The following is an 18,062-nucleotide window of genomic DNA, read 5'->3' on the forward strand; positions in this document are numbered from 1 at the left end:
ATCCCATAGCGGCACGCGGTTCACCATCCATTAAGCGAAAACCAAGAAATTTCTTAAAAATGCCAACTGGAAGGGGAAGGAGGAGAAATGAGTAACTTACTAAAGGCTGGTACTTAAGTAAGTTTAGTTCGCTGTTTTTGCTGGTTAGTGTCGACGTTACTTCTGAAGTCGGTGCAATTTGCCGCTGCTAATCGGCTTTTCATTTGTTTTATTTACAGAAACTTCCTGGCAGGCAAAATAGCGCTTATTTCCTCCTCTTCAGCCAACCATGTCAGAAGAAGCGCTGCGTCAGCAGATCCAGAACCTGAAAAAGCATAATGCGCGATTAAAGCGTATAGCGCATGACGCGCGAAACAAGCTCAGTGCGGCACTGGATGGAACCGGTTTATGTTTGTGGCAGTTGGATATTCCCAGCGGCAAGCTGGTGATTTTCAACCGCCGCTGGGGATCGATGCTGGGTTTTCAGCCCAAGGAGACCAAAGCACAGTTCGAGGTGTGGCGTGAGCGGCTGCATCCTGACGACGCCGACGAAGTGTTGAAAGCCTTTTACGATCATATCGAAGGACGCGCACCTTATTACGAAGCGCTGCATCGCATGCTGGGCAAGAATGACAACATCAAGTGGGTGCTGGATCGCGGGCGCGTGACCGAATGGGATGAAGCCGGTAATCCGCTCAAGGTCACCGGCACGCACATCGATATGACCAAAGAGAAGCAGTACGAAGCGCAACTCTCCTCGCTGGCGCATCACGATCCGCTCACCGGCTTAACCAACCGCCACGCGCTGCAAACCCATTTCAACAAGATGAAAGCGCAGCCACTGTGCGTGGCGTTTATCGACCTCGATAACTTCAAACACGTCAACGATACGCTGGGTCATCGCAGCGGCGATGAAGTGTTGATTCAACTCAGTCAGCGTATTACCGAGGTGGTGCCGCCAAACGTGGTGATTGGTCGTTTGGGTGGTGATGAGTTTGTGTTGCTGATGCCGTTCCTCATCGACTATCCCAAAATGCGCATCTTGATGCAGGCGGTGCTGGATGCCGCATTGACGCCGTTTGATATTGATAACGGCCAGGCGCAGATTGGTGCCTCGATTGGCGTGGCGCAGGTGCGTGAGCGCGACAGTTTTGATGACGCGCTGACGCGCGCCGATGAAGCGATGTATCAGATCAAGAAGAACGGCAAGCAAGGGTTTGGTTTGGCGGGATAGTTGCAAATAGGCTCGATCGTTCCCCTCTCCCGCGTGCGGGAGAGGGGAAATTCGCACCCCACTAAAACGCAAAACACGAGCAACCCAACGCCCCCCAAAACGCATTATTATCCGACACCGGCACCGAAGATTGGCGCGCGACATCATGCGCATGGCTGTGCACGCCACACGGGCCGCTGCATTGGTGCACTTTCGGCATCATCGCCGCACGACCATTTGCCTGCGGCGGTGCGCTGCGATAATGACCCGGCACCGTTACCACCGGCGACCACTCTGGCAATACCGGCACTGGCGGCGGCGACAGCGGGCTAAAGCCGCCAGCGGCATACACCACTTCGCCATCGACCAACGTCAGCACCGATTCAATGCCTTTAATTTCCTCTTCCGGCACGCTGAAGAAGTCTTTCGACAGCAGCACCAAATCGGCTAACTGACCGACTTTGATCTCGCCTTTGGCATTTTGCTCGCTGGAGAACCAGGCGCTGCCTTTGGTCCACAGCATCAACGCGGTTTCGCGATCGATTCGCGCATGGTCATCGTACAGTTGCATGCCGCCAACGGTACGACCGGAAACCAGCCAGTAAAGCGCGGTCCACGGATTGTAACTGGCGACGCGCGTGGCGTCAGTGCCCAATCCCACTGGCACGCCAGCTTCCAACATGCGCGCCACCGGCGGCGTCTGTTTGGCGGCTTCTTTGCCATAGCGATCGACAAAATATTCGCCCTGAAACGCCATCCGATGCTGCACCGCCAAACCGCCGCCCAGCGCTTTAACGCGTTCAATATTGGCTTCGGTGATGGTTTCCGCGTGATCGAAGAACCAGTGCAGGCCGTTGAACGGAATGTCGCGGTTCACTTTTTCGAACACGTCGAGCATGCGGCTGATCGATTCGTTATAGGTGGCGTGCAGGCGGAACGGCCAGCGATGCTCTACCAGATGGCGCACCACGCGTTCCAGTTCATCTTCCATGCTTGGCGCCAGATCCGGGCGCGGTTCGAGGAAGTCTTCGAAATCCGCCGCCGAGAACACCAACATTTCGCCCGCGCCGTTGTGACGCAAGAAATCGGTGCCCTGGCCGGGTTTCAGCATGTCGGTCCACTTCTCGAAATCTTGCAGTTCATGGCCAGGATTTTGAGTAAACAGGTTGTAGGCGATGCGCACCGTTAGCTGCTTTTTGGCGTGCAGTTCGGAAATTACATCGTAATCATCGGGAAAGTTTTGGAAACCGCCGCCTGCGTCGATGGCGCTGGTCAAACCGAGTCGATTCAGTTCACGCATAAACTGGCGCGTAGAGTTGACCTGTTGCTCCAGCGGCAGCTTTGGCCCTTTCGCCAGCGTGGCGTACAGCAGCATGGCGTTAGGGCGCGCAATCAGCATGCCGGTTGGATTGCCGTTGCTGTCGCGTTGAATCTCGCCGCCCGGCGGATTTGGTGTGTCTTTGGTGTAGCCGACCACGCGCAGTGCTGCGCGGTTGAGCAGCGCACGATCGTACAAATGCAGAATAAACACTGGCGTATCCGGCGCGGCGGCGTTGATTTCATCCAGCGTCGGCATGCGGCGTTCGGCGAACTGGAATTCGCTCCAGCCGCCAACTACGCGCACCCATTGCGGTGACGGCGTGCGCAGCGCTTGTTCACGCAGCATACGCAGCGCATCGGCCAGCGATGGCACACCTTCCCAGCGCAGTTCCAGGTTGTAATTCAGGCCGCCGCGAATCAGGTGCAAGTGCGAATCGTTGAGGCCGGGAATACCGGTATGGCCTTTGGCATCAATGATTTGCGTGTTGTTATCGGCGAAGCGCATCACTTCCGCTTCACTGCCGACCGCGAGGAATTTGCCATCTTTAATCGCCACGGCGGATGCCAGCGGATTAGCGCGGTCTACGGTGTGAAATTTGCCGTTGGTAAAAATCAGTGAGGCGGTTGTCATCATCTTTCTCCAAATCGATTAAGCGTAGCGGTGAAAAGCACTTGCGTCGTTGGTTAAAAAAATACGAAATGAGAGCAATTATTGATAACGGATTGTTTTGGGGTTGTTGTTAAACAATTTTGGGGGAGGGGAATAAATGCGTTTAAACCTTGAGGCGCTGCTGATTTTAGATGCGCTGGATCGCCACGGCACCTTTGCGGCGGCGGCTGCACGACTGTTTAAAACCGCGTCAGCGCTGAGCTATACCGTGCAGAAAATGGAGAGCGATCTCAAAATCACGCTGCTTGATCGCTCCGGTCATCGCGCCACCTTCACGCCAACCGGCCGCCTGATGCTGGAGAAAGGACGCACGTTGTTGCGCGCGGTGAATGAGCTGGAACAACAGGCGCGCTACGTGGAAAGCGGCTGGGAAAGCCAATTGGTGATCAGCGTCGATGCATCGGTGCCGTTTAGCATCCTGACGCCGCTGATTGATGAGTTTTATCAGGAACATCCGCACACCCAACTGCAATTCCGCCAGGATGTGCTTTCCGGCTGCTGGGAAGCATTGCATTACGGCGAAGCGGATATTGTCTTTGGCGCGGTGCAAGAGCCCGCCACGCGCAAAGAGATTATCTGCCAGCCGCTGGGTTGGCTGGAATATGTGTTTGCTGTGGCACCCAATCATCCCCTCGCCACGGCGCCGGAACCGCTGCTGCGCGAGCAGATCCGCCAATACCGTGCGGTGACGGTGCATGATTCGTCGCGTCACGGCGCGGGCATGGATTTACGCGTGCTGGATGAACAGAAAACCCTGAGCGTGCATGATTTCCCAGCCAAATTGCAGGCGCAGCTGGATGGTTTGGGCTGCGGCTATTTACCACGCTATCTGGCGCAGCCGCATCTGGAAAGTGGTGCGCTGGTGGCGCGCATGCTGGATAGCGAATGTCGTCGTGATATGGCGTACCTGGCGTGGAACGAAAGTGCCTGCGGTAACGCGGCAACCTGGTGGCGCGAGCGCTTGCTCACGCTGCCAGGTTTGGCTGAAATCTATCTGCCGGCGTGATCAAATGGCGATGTGGTGACTGACAACCGGTTCCTCTTCGCCCTGATGGAATTGCCGCACCGCTTGTTGTAACTCAGCATCAGCGTGGGAAACGCGCTGGTGCTGACGCAAATGTTCCTGCCACGACTCGACCAAAAACCACTCCAGCAAGGCATTAGGATCGTCGGTTTGCGCCATCAATCCCCATGAATAAGCGCCATCGCGGCGGCGGGCATGTGCCAGCTTATGAATCGCCTGTTTGAATGCAGCACGATCTTCAGGCATCACGCGATAGCGAATTTGAATCAGTACCGGACCGTGACGCACATCCACGTCAGCATCCACCTGCGGCTCAGCCCAATGCAGCGCCGGTTGCAGATCGGCTTCACCGGCTGGCAACACCAGACGTTTGAGCAATAGGGCGCTGATAATCAAACCTGCTCCGGCGATCAGCAAGGTATTGGCCAATCCAGCATGTTGAGCAATCAAGCCCCACGTCAAACTGCCGCCCGCCAGCGTGCCGTTAAACACCATCAAATAAACCGCCAAACCACGGCCGCGCACCCAATCCGGCAGCACCGCTTGCGCCACGCCGTTTAAGGTGGTGAGGGCAATGATCCAGCCCACGCCGAGTACCAGCATCAAAACCAGCGCCAGCCATTGCGGTGGACTGAAGGCCAGCGCCAGCATCACCAGCGCACTCAGCAGCGCCGAGAGCAGCATTAAGCCATCGTGACTTAATTTGCTGCGCAGACGCGGCAGCAGCAGCGCACCGGCAATCGCGCCGATACCCACCGCGCCAAGCAGCATGCCGTAGAAACCCGCCGTGCCTTGCAACATGTTGCGTGCTACCAGCGGCAGCAGCGCCCAAATGGCACTGGCGAAGGCGAAGTACAGCGCGGCACGCAGCAGCACGCGGTGCAGATCATGGCTGGCGCGCACATAGCGCAGCCCGGCACGAAACGCGCCAAAGAAGTGCTCATTGAGTTCGGTTTTGGCTTTGGCCGGACGTTTCCAATACAGCAGAGCGGCGATAACGAAAAAATAACTCGCCACATCGGCACCATATGCCGCCATCGCACCTAAACTTGCCAGCAGCAAGCCACCGGTTGCTGGGCCAATCGCTCGCGCAATGTTGATACCGAGCGAATTAAGTGCCACGGCGTTTTTCAGCTCATGACGCGGCACCAGTTCCGGCACAATCGCTTGCCAGGCAGGGCCAAACAGCGCCGCGCCAATGCCGCCGATGAAGGTCAGACCGATCAGCCATTCAACGGTAAGCCAGTGATTGTGCGACAGCAAAAGTAAGGTGCCGCTGACGCTGGCCATCAGAATTTGCACCGCAATCAGCAGGCGACGGCGATCGACAATATCCGACAGCACGCCCGCCGGCAGCGCCAGCAGGAACACCGGCAAGGTAGCGGCAGTTTGCATCAGTGCGACAGCGGTGGGATTGTCCGACAATCCGGTGACCAGCCACGCGCTGGCGACATCGCGGATAAAGCTGCCGGTGTTGCCGAGCACCGAGGCGGTCCAGATCAGGGCAAACAGCCCGTAACCAAAGGGAGAAAAGGCATTGTTGTGCGGTTGAGTTGGATTGTGCTGGCTCATCATCAGGTTCCTGTCAGTAGGCGATGAGTGCACCTTACGAAGCCCGCTGCTTGCTTGATAGCGGAAAAAACCGGGCAACTTGTTCAGGCTTTTTTGACAGCTTCACTACACAAAAAAGCCTGAACAAGTTGTCAAAATCTCTGCTTTAGGTTTTTCCAGTCGCTCGATGTAGTTTGATTTGCAGACACCACATCACTCACTAACGGAGCAAAAACATGAGCACATTCAAAACCAAAGACGGCGTTAACCTGTACTTCAAAGATTGGGGCAAAGGCCAACCGGTACTGTTCAGCCACGGCTGGCCTCTGGATGCGGATATGTGGGATAGCCAGCTCAATTTCCTCGCGGAACGTGGCTATCGTGTGATTGCCTTTGACCGCCGCGGCTTTGGTCGCTCCGATCAGCCGTGGGAAGGTTACAACTACGATACCTTTGCTGATGACATTCACGGCTTGATTGAGCATCTGCAACTGGATGACGTCACGCTGGTGGGCTTCTCGATGGGCGGCGGCGATGTGTCACGCTATATCGGCCGCTACGGCACGGCGAAAGTGAAAGGATTGGTGCTGTTGGGCGCGGTAACGCCGATCTTCGGTAAAACCGCTGATCACCCCGAAGGTGTGGAGCAAGCGGTGTTTGATGGTATCAGGGATGGCTTACGTAAAGACCGCGCGCAGTTTATCAAAGAGTTCGCCACGCCGTTTTATGGTGCCAATGCCGGACAAACGATTTCTGATGGCGTGATGACGCAGACCTTGAATATTGCGCTGCTGGCGTCGCTGAAAGGCACCATCGATTGCGTGACGGCGTTTGCTGAGACCGATTTCCGTGCCGATATCGCCAAAGTCGATGTGCCAACCCTGGTGATTCACGGCAGCAATGACCAGATCGTGCCGTTCGAAGCCACCGGCAAGTTGGTGCACGAGATGATTAAAGGTTCAGAGTTGAAGGTGTATGAGAATGGCCCGCACGGTTTTGCGGTGACGCATCAGGATCAGTTGAATGCGGATTTGCTGGCGTTCTTGCAGAAGTAGGGAGCACAGAAGTAGGGAGCACGTTGTCCCTCACCCTAACCCTCTCCCGCAGGCGGGAGAGGGGATGAATAGGGGAGCGAAGCATCAATCCGCGAGCAGATGTCCGTACATGGTCATCAAGCGGCGCGTTACGCCGTTGGTCCAGCCGAAGCCATCCTGCAACGGATATTCCCCGCCGCCACCCGGACGCGCACGCTCGCCGCTGATGTCGTACTTCTCGACCAGCTTATGATGCAGCGAATAGAAATTATTCACGGTCGTCAGCCAGTTCACGGCAATCTCGCTGGCTAGCGTCTCTTCACCGTAATTGTTCAGGCCGACCACCGCCATCCATTGCAGCGGTGCCCATGCGTTGGGCTTATCCCACTGCTCGCCGCTTTCCACCATCGACGTTAACAAACCGCCTTGTGTCAGCAGCAAGTGACGCAGCGCGACTGCCTGCAAATGTGCCTGTTCTGGCGAGGCCAGACCGAGGAACAGTGGCACCACCGCCGCCGCAGTGAAGGCGCCGAAACGCTCACGACGCCAGTCGTAATCGCGGTACACGCCAGCGGTGTTGTCCCACAGATAACGGTGAATCGCCTGCTTGCGCGCATCGGCTTTTTTCTGCCACGCCAGCGCGGTTAACTCTTCACCTTTGGCATGCGAGAGCGTCGAAATCATCAGTTCCAGCTTGTAGAGGAACGCGTTGAGATCGATCGGAATAAATTGTGTGGTGCGAATGCTGGCTAGACGTTGCGGATCGCGTAGCCAGCGCGACGAGTAATCCCAACCGGAAGCCGCACCTGCGCGCAGGTCGCGGTACACTTCGTTGGCCGGACGACTGGATTTCTTCGCGGTTTCGATATCTTCCAGCCACGATTCATCACGCGGCGTGTCGCGGTCATCCCAATAACGATTGAGTAGCGAACCGTCAGGCATGCGCACCACATGACGATAGGCTTGATGCGGCATCAGCTCGCCCGCGCCATCCATCCAGAATTGATACTCTTTCATCAACTGGTCGAGATAGCGTTTCGCGCCGCGAATGCCATCCTCTTCGAACAACTCAACCATCAGCGCAAACACCGGCGGCTGTGAGCGGCTGAGATAGTAAGTACGGTTGCCGTTTGGCACATGACCGTAATTATCAATCAGCCAGGCAAAATTATCCGCCATGTGGCGCAGCAGGTCATCGCGGCCCGCATCCGCCAGGCCGAGCATGCTGAAATAGGAGTCCCAATAATAGGTCTCACCAAAACGACCGCCCGGCACCACATAGGGTTTTGGTAATGGCAGCAGTGATGAATGTGGTAAATGTTGCTGCGGCATTTTAGTTAACACCGGCCACAGTTCATCAATATGTTCCGTTAAGGTTTTATCCGGATTGGAAACATAAAAACTCTCATTCACCTGCGGCGTATAAAAATGTTCATGCACGAATTTTTCCAGATCAAAATCCGCGGCGCGTTTACGCCGACGATAGCGGATTAATATATCCAGCGGATCGAATTTTGGCGCGCAGTCCGGAAAGGTTTTGCTGTCAGAAAATATGTGCGACGTCTGCACTTGTTCAAACAGTTCCATGTAGCGATCGGCAGGCGTCAGCGCATCCGGCGCAGGCAGACCTTCGATCAGCTCGGGCTCCGGCTCCGAATCTTGCATACCTTCGCGCACAAACTCGTGAGGATTATATTGATACTCCAATTCAGCATCATCGCGTCGATCCTCGAAAGCGTTACGTTGCTGGTTGTTAGTATTAATAGCAGCCTCCTGGTTAAATCTTGAATGCGTAAAGGACAAATTATAGAGGTCTGAGCAGGCGAGACAACAATGCGAAATATCTATGAACGTAATAAATCATGTCGATGGATCGCGCTTTTTTATGATTTATCAGCGATTACAACGTCCTATATTTCAGGAAGTGAAAGCAGCTTCTTATATGGATGTTTAAATAACGGCACAGAATTATCTGTAATTAAGAAAATCGCTATTATTTGACTTAAAACGGGCCAGTTGGCTTGATCAATTAATGGCATACGAGGCGGTGGATGGGAGGGTTCGGAGTTGTCTGTCCCTCATCCTAACCTTCTTCCCGCAGGCGGGAGAAGGGATGTTTAGGTGGAGCTAAAATCTGACATCATTGCACAGTCTGCTCCCTCTCCCACTTGTGGGAGAGGGCTGGGGTGAGGGCCAAACAGCTCCTTACTTCAACGACGCCTTAATCACATCCGCAAACGGCGTGGTTGGACGGCCAATCAGCGTGCTCAGCGTGCGGCTATCATCGAACAATCCGCCTTTCTCGGCACCGGCATCGGAATCCGCCAGCATCTCCGAAAGCCCGTCCGGTAAACCGGCCCCTTTCAGGGCGGCGGCAAACTCGGCTTGTGGCAGGTTGATGTAATCCACCGCTTCACCAGACTGCTTAGCGATCTCGGCGCTGAATTGCGCCAACGTATAGCTATCATCGCCCGCCAGTTCATACACTTTGCCCGCCTGGCCGTCACGGCTCATCACTTCCGCTGCGGCGGCGGCATAATCCGCACGCGCAGCTGAAGAGATACGTCCTTCACCGACCGAACCAATAAAGGCATGATGCGCCAGCGCCGGTGCAATGCTTGCCGCGTAGTTTTCGGTGTACCAGCCATTACGCAACAGGGCAAACGGCACGCCAGAAGCTTTCAGATAAGCTTCGGTGGCACGGTGCTCAACGCCCAAACCCAATGGCGTGGTATCGGCATGCAGCAAGCTGGTGTAAGCAATGAAGCCAACGCCCGCCGCTTTGGCGGCATCGATCACCGCCTGATGCTGCGCTTCACGCTGACCCACTTCGCTCGACGAGATCAGCAGCACTTTATCCACGCCAGCAAAAGCACTTTTCAAGGTTTCAGGTTTGCTGTAATCCGCAGCACGCAAGGTCACGCCTAACGCTTGCAGGTCGCTGGCTTTCTCTGGCGAGCGCACCGCAGCGATGATTTCGCTGACGGGTACTTTTTTCAATAATTCGTTAATCACTAAACGGCCCAGTTGGCCAGTTGCTCCGGTAATCGCAATCATGATGTTCTCCTACAGTTTGAGCTGGAATGAAAACAGCCTACGAGATAAACTAACTTTTAGTAAGTACTTACAGATTTGTTAGTTTGGAAAGGGTGAGTTAAATGTCTGAAAAGATGAGTGAAAAATTTACGCGTGGTGAGTTACTCAACCCCAATTGTCCGTCACGTGATGTGCTTAAGCGTATTACCAGTCGCTGGAGCGTGCTGATTTTATTGGCGCTACGTGAAGAAACGCTGCGCTTTAGCGAGCTGCGCCGCAAGATTGGTGGCGTCAGTGAGCGCATGTTGGCGCAGACGCTGCGCTATATGGAAGAAGATGGTTTTGTCGAGCGGATTGCGTATGAAGTGGTGCCGCCGCACGTCGAATACCGTTTGACGTCGTTAGGGCAGGAAGTGGAAGGGCAGGTGACCGGATTGGCCGATTGGCTGGAGAGCAATGTGCATCGGATTTTGAAAGACTCCACAACGAGCCATTAACAACGGTTGCCAATAATGGCGACCCTACAATAGGTGAATCTGGGTTTGTAGGGTCGCCATTTATGGTGACCGCTAAGTATTACGCGCGCAAATACTTCTCAAACCAACCCAACGTGCGCTCCCACGCCAGATCGGCGGCGGCTTTGTCATAGCGCGGCGTCGAATCATTGTGGAAACCATGATTGACGTTGGGATACACATAACCTTCGTACACTTTATGGTTGGCCTTCAACGCCTCTTCATAAGCTGGCCAGCCTTCGTTGATGCCTTTATCCAGCCCGGCGTAATGCAGCAAGAGTGGCGCTTTGATGCGCGGCACATCATCTGCTTTCGGCTGACGACCATAAAACGGCACGGCGCAGGCCAGTTCAGGAAACGCCACCGCCGCCGCATTCGCCACGCCGCCGCCATAACAGAAACCGGTGATGCCGACTTTGCCGGTGCCCTCTTCGTGGTGCATTAAAAAATCCACCGCCGCAAAGAAATCATTCATCAACTTGGTGGGATCGACTTTTGCCTGCATGGTTTTGCCTTCGTCGTCATTGCCCGGATAACCGCCCATTGAACTCAATCCATCTGGTGCCAGCGCGATATAGCCGGCTTTCGCCACGCGGCGCGCCACATCTTCGATATACGGATTCAGACCACGGTTTTCATGCACCACCACCACAGCCGGCACTTTGCCTTGCGCATTAGTTGGGCGCACCAGATAACCACGCACCTCGCCGTGGCCTTGTGGCGACGGATAGTTAATGTATTCAGGTTTGATCGCCGGATCGGTAAATTCCACCTGCTGCGCCAGCGCATAGTTGGGGCTCATGGCGCTTAACAGCGTTGCACCCGCCATGCCAGCCACGGTGAATTTCGCTGCCATCGCGATGAACTCGCGTTTGCTGATTTTGCCGTGCGCGTAGTAATCGTAAAGCTCGAGCAGTTCCTGAGGGAAATCCTGTGCAGTAAGACGGGTCATAACCTCTCCTTCGCTGTTTAACTGGTTGATTACCGCTCTAAAAAAGCACAGCTTGCCGCCGCTGGCAAATGCCATGCCGCAGCGGGTTAAAGCGCAATGTTTAACATTACTTCACCAATAAACAGCAGAAATAACCTTTTTCGTTTTAAATTAATTATCTTTTAATTAACAATTCTGATCATGATGCGCTGTCCGTAAATATTTACAGCGCATTTCCATCACCGCTAAATAATCTAAATATTCTGCGCACGAAAAAATAAATAAATGAGGTGCTTACCTGATAAGCGCCGTATTAATAGCCATAAAACAATAACAATATTGTCACAATAAATGAGGGTGATTAACCTTAACGTAGTGATTTTAAAGTATTAGTTTCTGCGGAAAACAATGATCGAAATCAAAAAACACTGTTATAGTTTTACCGACTTCCACTGTTTCTTACGGTTCGCACGCCTTTCTTTTACATTGGTGCGACATATCTTTAAGCATGGCGAAATAACGCGATGCTCTGCTTGTTAAATATAAGTAAAAATTTCGGTGTAATTTGTGGCAATGAGGTAAGCAATGTTTGGATTAGATGCCTTTCATCTGGCTAGGATTCAGTTCGCCTTTACTGTTTCCTTCCATATTATCTTCCCAGCCATCACCATCGGTCTCGCCAGCTTCCTGGCGGTGCTTGAAGGGATGTGGCTGAAAACCCGTAACGAGACCTATCGCGATCTCTACCATTTCTGGTCCAAAGCGTTTGCCGTGAACTTCGGTATGGGCGTGGTATCGGGTTTGGTGATGGCGTACCAGTTCGGTACTAACTGGAGCGGTTTCTCGCAGTTTGCTGGCAGTATTACCGGCCCGCTGCTCACCTATGAAGTGTTAACCGCCTTCTTCCTCGAAGCGGGTTTCCTTGGCGTGATGCTGTTTGGCTGGAACCGCGTTGGTCCAGGCTTGCACTTCTTTGCCACCTGCATGGTGGCGCTCGGCACCATCTTCTCCACGTTCTGGATCCTCGCCTCTAACAGCTGGATGCACACGCCGCAGGGCTACATCATCCAGAACGGCATTGTGGTGCCAGAAGATTGGCTGAAAATCATCTTTAACCCGTCATTCCCGTATCGACTGTTCCACATGTCGGTGGGTGCTTTCCTGGCCAGTGCCTTCTTTGTTGGTGCTTCTGGCGCATGGCATTTGCTGCGCGGCAACGACAATCCGGCGATTCGCAAAATGTTCTCAATGGCGTTGTGGATGGCGCTGATTGTGGCACCGATTCAGGCGATGATTGGCGATGCGCATGGGTTGAACACTCTTGAACATCAACCGGCAAAAATCGCCGCGATTGAAGGTCACTGGGAAAACAAACCGGGTGAAGCCTCGCCGCTGATTCTGTTTGGCGTGCCCGATATGGAGCAGGAACGCACCAAATATGCGCTGGAGATTCCTTATCTGGGCAGCCTGATTCTGACCCACAGCCTCGATAAGCAGATTCCGGCGCTGAAGAGTTTCCCGAAAGAAGATCGTCCGAATTCGACCATCATCTTTTGGTCATTCCGCGTGATGGTGGCGCTGGGGCTGCTGATGATTACCCTCGGCGTGGTGAGTTTGTGGCTGCGCTACAAAGGTCGCCTGTATCAATCGCGTCCGTTCCTGTGGTTCACGCTGTTGATGGGCCCATCGGGCTTGATCGCGATTCTGGCGGGTTGGTTTACTACCGAAATTGGCCGTCAGCCATGGGTGGTTTACGGCGTGCAGCGCACCATTGATGCGGTGTCGGCGCATGGCGACATGCACATGAGTATCAGCCTGCTGGCGTTCATTCTGGTTTATTCATCGGTGTTTGGCGTCGGTTATCTCTACATGATGCGTCTGATTAAAGAAGGTCCGGTGACCGGCGAAGGTAAAGAAGTTGATCACGGCGGTCCGGGTCAGCATCACACGCCAGCGCGTCCGTTGTCGGCAGCGAATACCGCGAACAAGAGCGGGGAGCACTAAGATGATCGATTTCTCAATTATCTGGTTTGCCATCATCGTGTTTGGCACCTTGATGTACATCGTGATGGATGGCTTCGATCTCGGCATTGGCCTGCTGTTGCCGTTCAACAAAGATCCGATTGAGCGCGACATGATGGTTAACACCGTTGCGCCAGTTTGGGATGGCAACGAAACCTGGCTGGTGCTGGGCGGCGCGGCGCTGTATGGCGCGTTCCCGCTGGCTTACGCCGTGTTGCTGGATGCGTTGTCGATTCCACTGACGGCGATGTTGATTGGCCTGATTTTCCGTGGCGTGGCGTTTGAATTCCGTTTCAAAGCGACTGAAGAACATCGTCCATTCTGGGATAAATCGTTCATTGCCGGTTCACTGCTGGCGACCTTCAGCCAGGGCGTGGCGGTGGGTGCGATTCTGAATGGTTTCCCGGTGGTCGGCCGTGAATATGCCGGTTCGGCAATGAGCTGGTTAGCGCCGTTCCCGCTGTTCTGCGGCGTGGGCTTGGTGATTGCTTATGCACTGCTGGGCTGCACCTGGCTGATCATGAAAACCGAGCACGATCTGCATCGTAAAATGTCTGCGTTGGCAACGCCGCTGACCTTAACGCTGCTGCTGGTGGTGGGCATTATCAGCATCTGGACGCCGCTGACGCACGCCGATATCGCGCAGCGCTGGTTCTCGCGTCCGAACCTGTTCTGGTTCCTGCCGGTTCCGGTGCTGGTGGTGCTGTGTTCGTGGGGGATTGTGCGTGCCATCAAACGTGAAGCGCATTACTCGCCGTTCATCCTGACGCTGGCGCTGATTTTCCTCGGCTTCTCCGGCCTGGGTATCAGTATCTGGCCGAACATCATTCCACCGTCAATCACCATCTGGCAGGCGGCCTCTCCGGCCAGCAGCCAGGCATTTATGCTGGTGGGCGGCTTACTGATTATTCCGGTGATTCTGGGTTACACCTTCTGGAGTTACTACGTGTTCCGCGGAAAAATCAAAGCCGACGAAGGATATCATTGATATGCAAACCGAGGTCAGCAACATGAAAACTCACACTGAAACCAAGATTCCGTGGTGGAAACAGCTGATGTGGTTGGTCATTATTTACGGCGCAAGCGTGCTGGCACTCGGTGTGGTGGCATCACTGTTTCGTATGATGATGACGGCTGCGGGCATGCGCTCGCACTGAATTGCCACATCGTAAAAAACGTTTGAGTTCACCCGAGGTCGCCATTCATGGCGGCCTTTTTTACGTTCGCGCGCCGAAAAAACATTAGTCACCTAAGCAATTAATGCTTTTCCCGTCTCGCTGGCTTTACTCTTCCTTACGTTGGTAATACGTTTTTGTTATATTTATGTGACGAAACACGCAAATTCATTACCTTCAACCTCATCATTCGATTAGCAAAATCATGCTCAGCCTGAATCTGAAAAAACAGTACATCAATGATCTGGTGGACTGGATCGAGGCCAATCTGACCGACGAACTGAATATCGATCTGATTACCCTGAAATCCGGTTACTCCAAGTGGCACATGCAGCGCATGTTCAAAGAGATGACCGGACAAACGCTGGCGTCGTACACGCGCAAGCGTCGCCTTACGATGTCGGCGATGGCGTTGCGCTTAACCAGCATGCCGCTGATTGATATCGCGGTGCGCTTTGGTTTTGATAACCAACAGAATTTCACCCGTGTGTTTAAAAGCCACTTCTCGCTGACGCCGGGCGCCTATCGTCGCATCCCGGATATGCTGATGAAGGATTTCCACAGCCGCATCTCCACCCAGCGTGAATGGGTGAACGCGCGTCTGGCGCACAAGCCAGAGCTGCAACTGTGCGGCGAAGTGATTGAGTGGGAATGCCGTTTTGGCGAATACATTGAGCATCACAATCATGTGGTGGCGCAGCATACGCGAGATTTCATTGCCTTCGCCGGTCAACACGTCAGTCGCGGCTGGCTCGGTTTCCAGTTCAGTCCGGGCGTGAATTCCGCCGATCAGCAGCACATCAGCATGTTCCAGGCGCTGGAAAGTCAGAACGCCGACGTGTTGCCGCGCAATGTGCAGAACTGGACCGGTGAAAGTGGTTTGTATGCCGAGATTGATTGGCACGGCGCGCCGGAGGAGATCAACGCGTTTACCGCTGAGATTTACTACAACCATCTGCCGGCATTGGGCGTTGCGCGTCGCGCCGGCAAAGATCTGCTCAAGCTGGATTTGAAATACAGCACGCCAGATTTGCTGCAAGGCACGTTTTATATTCCGGTCACGGCGTCGTAATGCATAATTCGTGCGGTAAACCGTGACAAACCGCACGATTTTATAAACTCATCGCCGTGATTGGCGTAAAATTCTTCATTGAAACCTGATTGGCCGCGTAATTCACCAGCCGCCGTACATCAGGCTGGATAATCACCTGCATTTCTGGTCCATTCCGGACCGCTATAGTGAAAAGACAAAAAATTATGCGACTTCTACCGTTGTTCCTCATGACAGCGCTTGTAGCGTTTTCTTCGTTGGCAAGTGCACAGATGGCTGAGCCTTTCTCACCACCGACCGGACTTCATCCGCATCAGACGCATTGCGCGCAGCATGAAATCCTCGGCGACAATCCGTTGCCTCAACACAACAAAGATGATGGCAGCTTTGTTATCTGCACGAATCATCAGGCTTAATCTCTCTCCGCGAATTTATTTCAGATTTAAGCGTACTTGAAAACGGTCACCATAAATGGCGACCCTACGTTGGTGCATATTTCACCCGTAGGGTCGCCATTTATGGTGACCTTTTGCTATGCGCACCAATCCCACATCCACCCAATAGCATTTTTCGGCATTGCATCGAAGATATATCATAACTATTCTCTCCTCATTAAATGAGAATGAGTTTCAATAAACATCCGGGAGAGATCGCTTGCCACAGTCAACATCCGAGCGCGCGCCACGCCGCGTGCGTAATGAATTACGTTTTCGTCATATCACCGTTGCCAGCAAAACCCTGATCGCCGGGGAATTCTGGCGCATCGTATTTACAGGCAGCGATCTGGCGGGCTTCAATTCGCCATCGTTCGATGATCACATCAAAGTGTTCTTCCCGGAGAGTGCAGGCAGCGCGTTGGCTTTGCCGAAAATGACCGAAGAAGGCATTGAATGGCCGGGCGGCGTGCGTCCCGCCGCGCGTGATTACACGCCGCTGGAATTTAACGGCATTGATTCACTGACGCTGGATTTCTATATCCACGATGGTGGCGTTGCCAGCAGTTGGGCGCGGGACGCCAAAGTCGGCGATCAAATAGCCATGGGCGGGCCGCGCGGTTCGTGTGTCGCACCTGTGGATTACGCCTGCCAGATTTACGTCTGCGATGAGACCGGTCTGCCGGCTTTTAAACGCCGTTATGCCGAAATGCAGGCACAGGAAATTCACCTGCTAGTCTATGCCGATGAAGCCACGGGCCGCGATTATCTTGGCGAGTTGGACAACGTTAAGATTACCTGGCTGGGGAGCGGCACCATGCAGGCGGAGAACCTCGGCCCAATCATTGCGCAACTGGATAAAATCTCGCTGCCGAGTGAAGAGTATTTCATCTGGCTGACTGGTGAAGGGGAAGCGGTGAAGTTGCTGAGCGACTATTTCACCCAGCGTCGTGGTGCGCATACCGACTTCGTGCGTGCGGTGGCTTACTGGCATCAGAAATAACCGACAATCGCCCGCGCGCTGCCGCCTGTGTTGAATTTTGCCAGGCGGCAGACTACTATCAACCTCCCTAAATTGATGCTCAGGAAGGCAATGAAACAGCTGCGGGATTTTCCATCTCACTCCGAACATGCACAGCGTGCTATCTGTGCGGGTGCACGCAAAAAGCGTCGCGAACGGATGTTGGATGCCAGCGATATCCGCCTGTTAATGCTGCACTTTCTGGCGATTAGCTCCGCGCACGGTTATGAGCTGATCAAATCGGTTGAAGAACTCTCCAAAGGCGAATATTCCCCCAGCCCCGGCATTATTTATCCCAATTTAACCTTGCTTGAAGAGATGGATGCGATTCGCGTGGTCGATGCGCAGGCATCGCGCAAAGCCTATGCGTTGAACAGCAGCGGGGCAGCTTTGCTGGCGCAGAATCGTGACAACGTTGACGCAATCATTGAGCGCTTAACCTCACTGGCGATTCTGGTGAATAACCGCAGCATTCCGCAGGTTGAGCAAGCGATTCATCTGATTAAGCACACCCTGAACCACCGCTTGGCGCAGGAAGATATCTCCGAGCAGGCGCTGGAAATCGTGATTAATGCGCTGCACGAAGCGGCGGAGAAAATCGCCAAAAGTTAGCGTTTGCCATCGGTCACCATAAATGGCGACCCTACAAATTCCACCCGTAGGGTCGCCATTTATGGTGACCGTTTCGCTGGCCGCAGTGATAGTTAACTCTTCTTCTTATCCACATGCCCCAGCGCGCGGTCTGGCCAACACACATCGCGCACGCGCTGCTTCAATGCCGCGGCATCGGGGAATCCGCCTTCCTGCTTACGTTCCCAAATCACCAAATCATCAATACGAATCTCGAACACGCCGCCGGTGCCAGGCTTCAGCGTGACCGCACTTAAATCCTCGGCAAAAGTATGCAGCAGTTCTTGCGCCATCCAGGCGGAGCGCAGCAGCCAGTTACATTGCGTGCAGTAATGGATGGTAATCGCGGGTTTTTGTGACATGGCTGTTGGGTTCCTTATCAATCAATTAACAAAATGTGCTGTCCAAGATACATCTTAGCTTACTTCTAGTTGATAATGATTACCACTTGCATTA

The 18,062-nt window shown here is 53.9% G+C and carries 17 protein-coding genes; 11 read left to right on the forward strand and 6 right to left on the reverse strand.

Features of this window, described 5'->3' with window-relative positions; translation table 11 throughout:
* Positions 1-268 precede the first annotated feature (268 nt).
* Positions 269-1,213, forward strand: a complete 945-nt coding sequence (locus ACPUC7_RS06415) for a diguanylate cyclase domain-containing protein (RefSeq protein WP_494922212.1) — start codon at positions 269-271, stop codon at positions 1,211-1,213.
* 61 nt (positions 1,214-1,274) lie between these two features.
* Here ACPUC7_RS06415 and ACPUC7_RS06420 read toward each other — a convergent pair whose 3' ends face one another.
* On the reverse strand, positions 1,275-3,143 hold the full coding sequence (locus ACPUC7_RS06420; protein ID WP_494922388.1) for an amidohydrolase: 1,869 nt from the start codon (positions 3,141-3,143) through the stop codon (positions 1,275-1,277).
* A 136-nt stretch (positions 3,144-3,279) separates the two neighbouring features.
* On the opposite strand from ACPUC7_RS06420, the gene ACPUC7_RS06425 reads away from it, so the two are divergent.
* A complete protein-coding gene (locus ACPUC7_RS06425) occupies positions 3,280-4,188 on the forward strand; it encodes a LysR family transcriptional regulator (RefSeq protein ID WP_494922213.1) in 909 nt (302 codons plus the stop codon).
* Here the strand turns inward: ACPUC7_RS06425 and ACPUC7_RS06430 are convergent, their stop codons facing one another.
* Positions 4,189-5,778 carry an MFS transporter gene (locus ACPUC7_RS06430; protein WP_494922389.1) on the reverse strand — a complete coding sequence of 530 codons (1,590 nt, stop codon included), beginning with the start codon at positions 5,776-5,778 and terminating at the stop codon, positions 4,189-4,191.
* Positions 5,779-5,993: 215 nt separating this feature from the next.
* Between ACPUC7_RS06430 and ACPUC7_RS06435 the strand changes: the two genes are divergently transcribed.
* Complete coding sequence (locus ACPUC7_RS06435) at positions 5,994-6,812, forward strand: alpha/beta fold hydrolase (RefSeq protein ID WP_343550910.1); 819 nt, start codon at positions 5,994-5,996, stop codon at positions 6,810-6,812.
* 84 nt (positions 6,813-6,896) lie between these two features.
* Here ACPUC7_RS06435 and treF read toward each other — a convergent pair whose 3' ends face one another.
* Positions 6,897-8,555: an alpha,alpha-trehalase TreF gene (treF, locus tag ACPUC7_RS06440; protein ID WP_494922390.1), complete on the reverse strand. Its 1,659-nt coding sequence runs from the start codon at positions 8,553-8,555 to the stop codon at positions 6,897-6,899.
* Between the two features lie 441 nt (positions 8,556-8,996).
* Positions 8,997-9,848 (reverse strand): SDR family oxidoreductase, encoded by an 852-nt coding sequence (locus tag ACPUC7_RS06445; protein WP_494922214.1) that lies wholly within the window; start codon positions 9,846-9,848, stop codon positions 8,997-8,999.
* Between the two features lie 101 nt (positions 9,849-9,949).
* Here ACPUC7_RS06445 and ACPUC7_RS06450 point away from each other — a divergent pair, with 101 nt between their 5' ends.
* On the forward strand, positions 9,950-10,324 hold the full coding sequence (locus ACPUC7_RS06450; RefSeq protein WP_494922215.1) for a winged helix-turn-helix transcriptional regulator: 375 nt from the start codon (positions 9,950-9,952) through the stop codon (positions 10,322-10,324).
* Between the two features lie 79 nt (positions 10,325-10,403).
* Here ACPUC7_RS06450 and yghX read toward each other — a convergent pair whose 3' ends face one another.
* The gene (yghX, locus tag ACPUC7_RS06455; protein ID WP_494922216.1) at positions 10,404-11,294 is read right to left on the reverse strand and encodes a YghX family hydrolase; all 891 of its coding nucleotides are present in this window, start codon (positions 11,292-11,294) and stop codon (positions 10,404-10,406) included.
* A gap of 564 nt (positions 11,295-11,858) precedes the next feature.
* Between yghX and ACPUC7_RS06460 the strand changes: the two genes are divergently transcribed.
* From ACPUC7_RS06460 to ACPUC7_RS06490, 7 genes are all read left to right on the forward strand, one after another.
* Complete coding sequence (locus ACPUC7_RS06460; protein ID WP_494922217.1) at positions 11,859-13,277, forward strand: cytochrome ubiquinol oxidase subunit I; 1,419 nt, start codon at positions 11,859-11,861, stop codon at positions 13,275-13,277.
* A 1-nt stretch (position 13,278) separates the two neighbouring features.
* Positions 13,279-14,283, forward strand: coding sequence for a cytochrome d ubiquinol oxidase subunit II (gene cydB, locus ACPUC7_RS06465; protein ID WP_343550915.1), 1,005 nt, complete (start codon positions 13,279-13,281; stop codon positions 14,281-14,283).
* Position 14,284: 1 nt separating this feature from the next.
* Complete coding sequence (locus ACPUC7_RS06470; RefSeq protein WP_343550916.1) at positions 14,285-14,452, forward strand: DUF2474 domain-containing protein; 168 nt, start codon at positions 14,285-14,287, stop codon at positions 14,450-14,452.
* 223 nt (positions 14,453-14,675) lie between these two features.
* Positions 14,676-15,542: a helix-turn-helix domain-containing protein gene (locus ACPUC7_RS06475; RefSeq protein WP_343550917.1), complete on the forward strand. Its 867-nt coding sequence runs from the start codon at positions 14,676-14,678 to the stop codon at positions 15,540-15,542.
* Between the two features lie 167 nt (positions 15,543-15,709).
* Positions 15,710-15,937 (forward strand): hypothetical protein, encoded by a 228-nt coding sequence (locus ACPUC7_RS06480; protein WP_494922218.1) that lies wholly within the window; start codon positions 15,710-15,712, stop codon positions 15,935-15,937.
* Positions 15,938-16,175: 238 nt separating this feature from the next.
* Entirely contained in the window at positions 16,176-16,958 is a 783-nt protein-coding gene (locus tag ACPUC7_RS06485; protein WP_494922219.1) for a siderophore-interacting protein, read from the forward strand.
* Between the two features lie 90 nt (positions 16,959-17,048).
* Positions 17,049-17,588 carry a PadR family transcriptional regulator gene (locus ACPUC7_RS06490; protein WP_494922220.1) on the forward strand — a complete coding sequence of 180 codons (540 nt, stop codon included), beginning with the start codon at positions 17,049-17,051 and terminating at the stop codon, positions 17,586-17,588.
* 92 nt (positions 17,589-17,680) lie between these two features.
* On the opposite strand, the gene ACPUC7_RS06495 is transcribed toward ACPUC7_RS06490, so the two are convergent.
* Positions 17,681-17,968 carry an Rdx family protein gene (locus ACPUC7_RS06495; RefSeq protein ID WP_494922221.1) on the reverse strand — a complete coding sequence of 96 codons (288 nt, stop codon included), beginning with the start codon at positions 17,966-17,968 and terminating at the stop codon, positions 17,681-17,683.
* Between the last annotated feature and the right edge of the window lie 94 nt (positions 17,969-18,062).

This window comes from Pantoea sp. CFCC18179 (genome assembly GCF_059412405.1).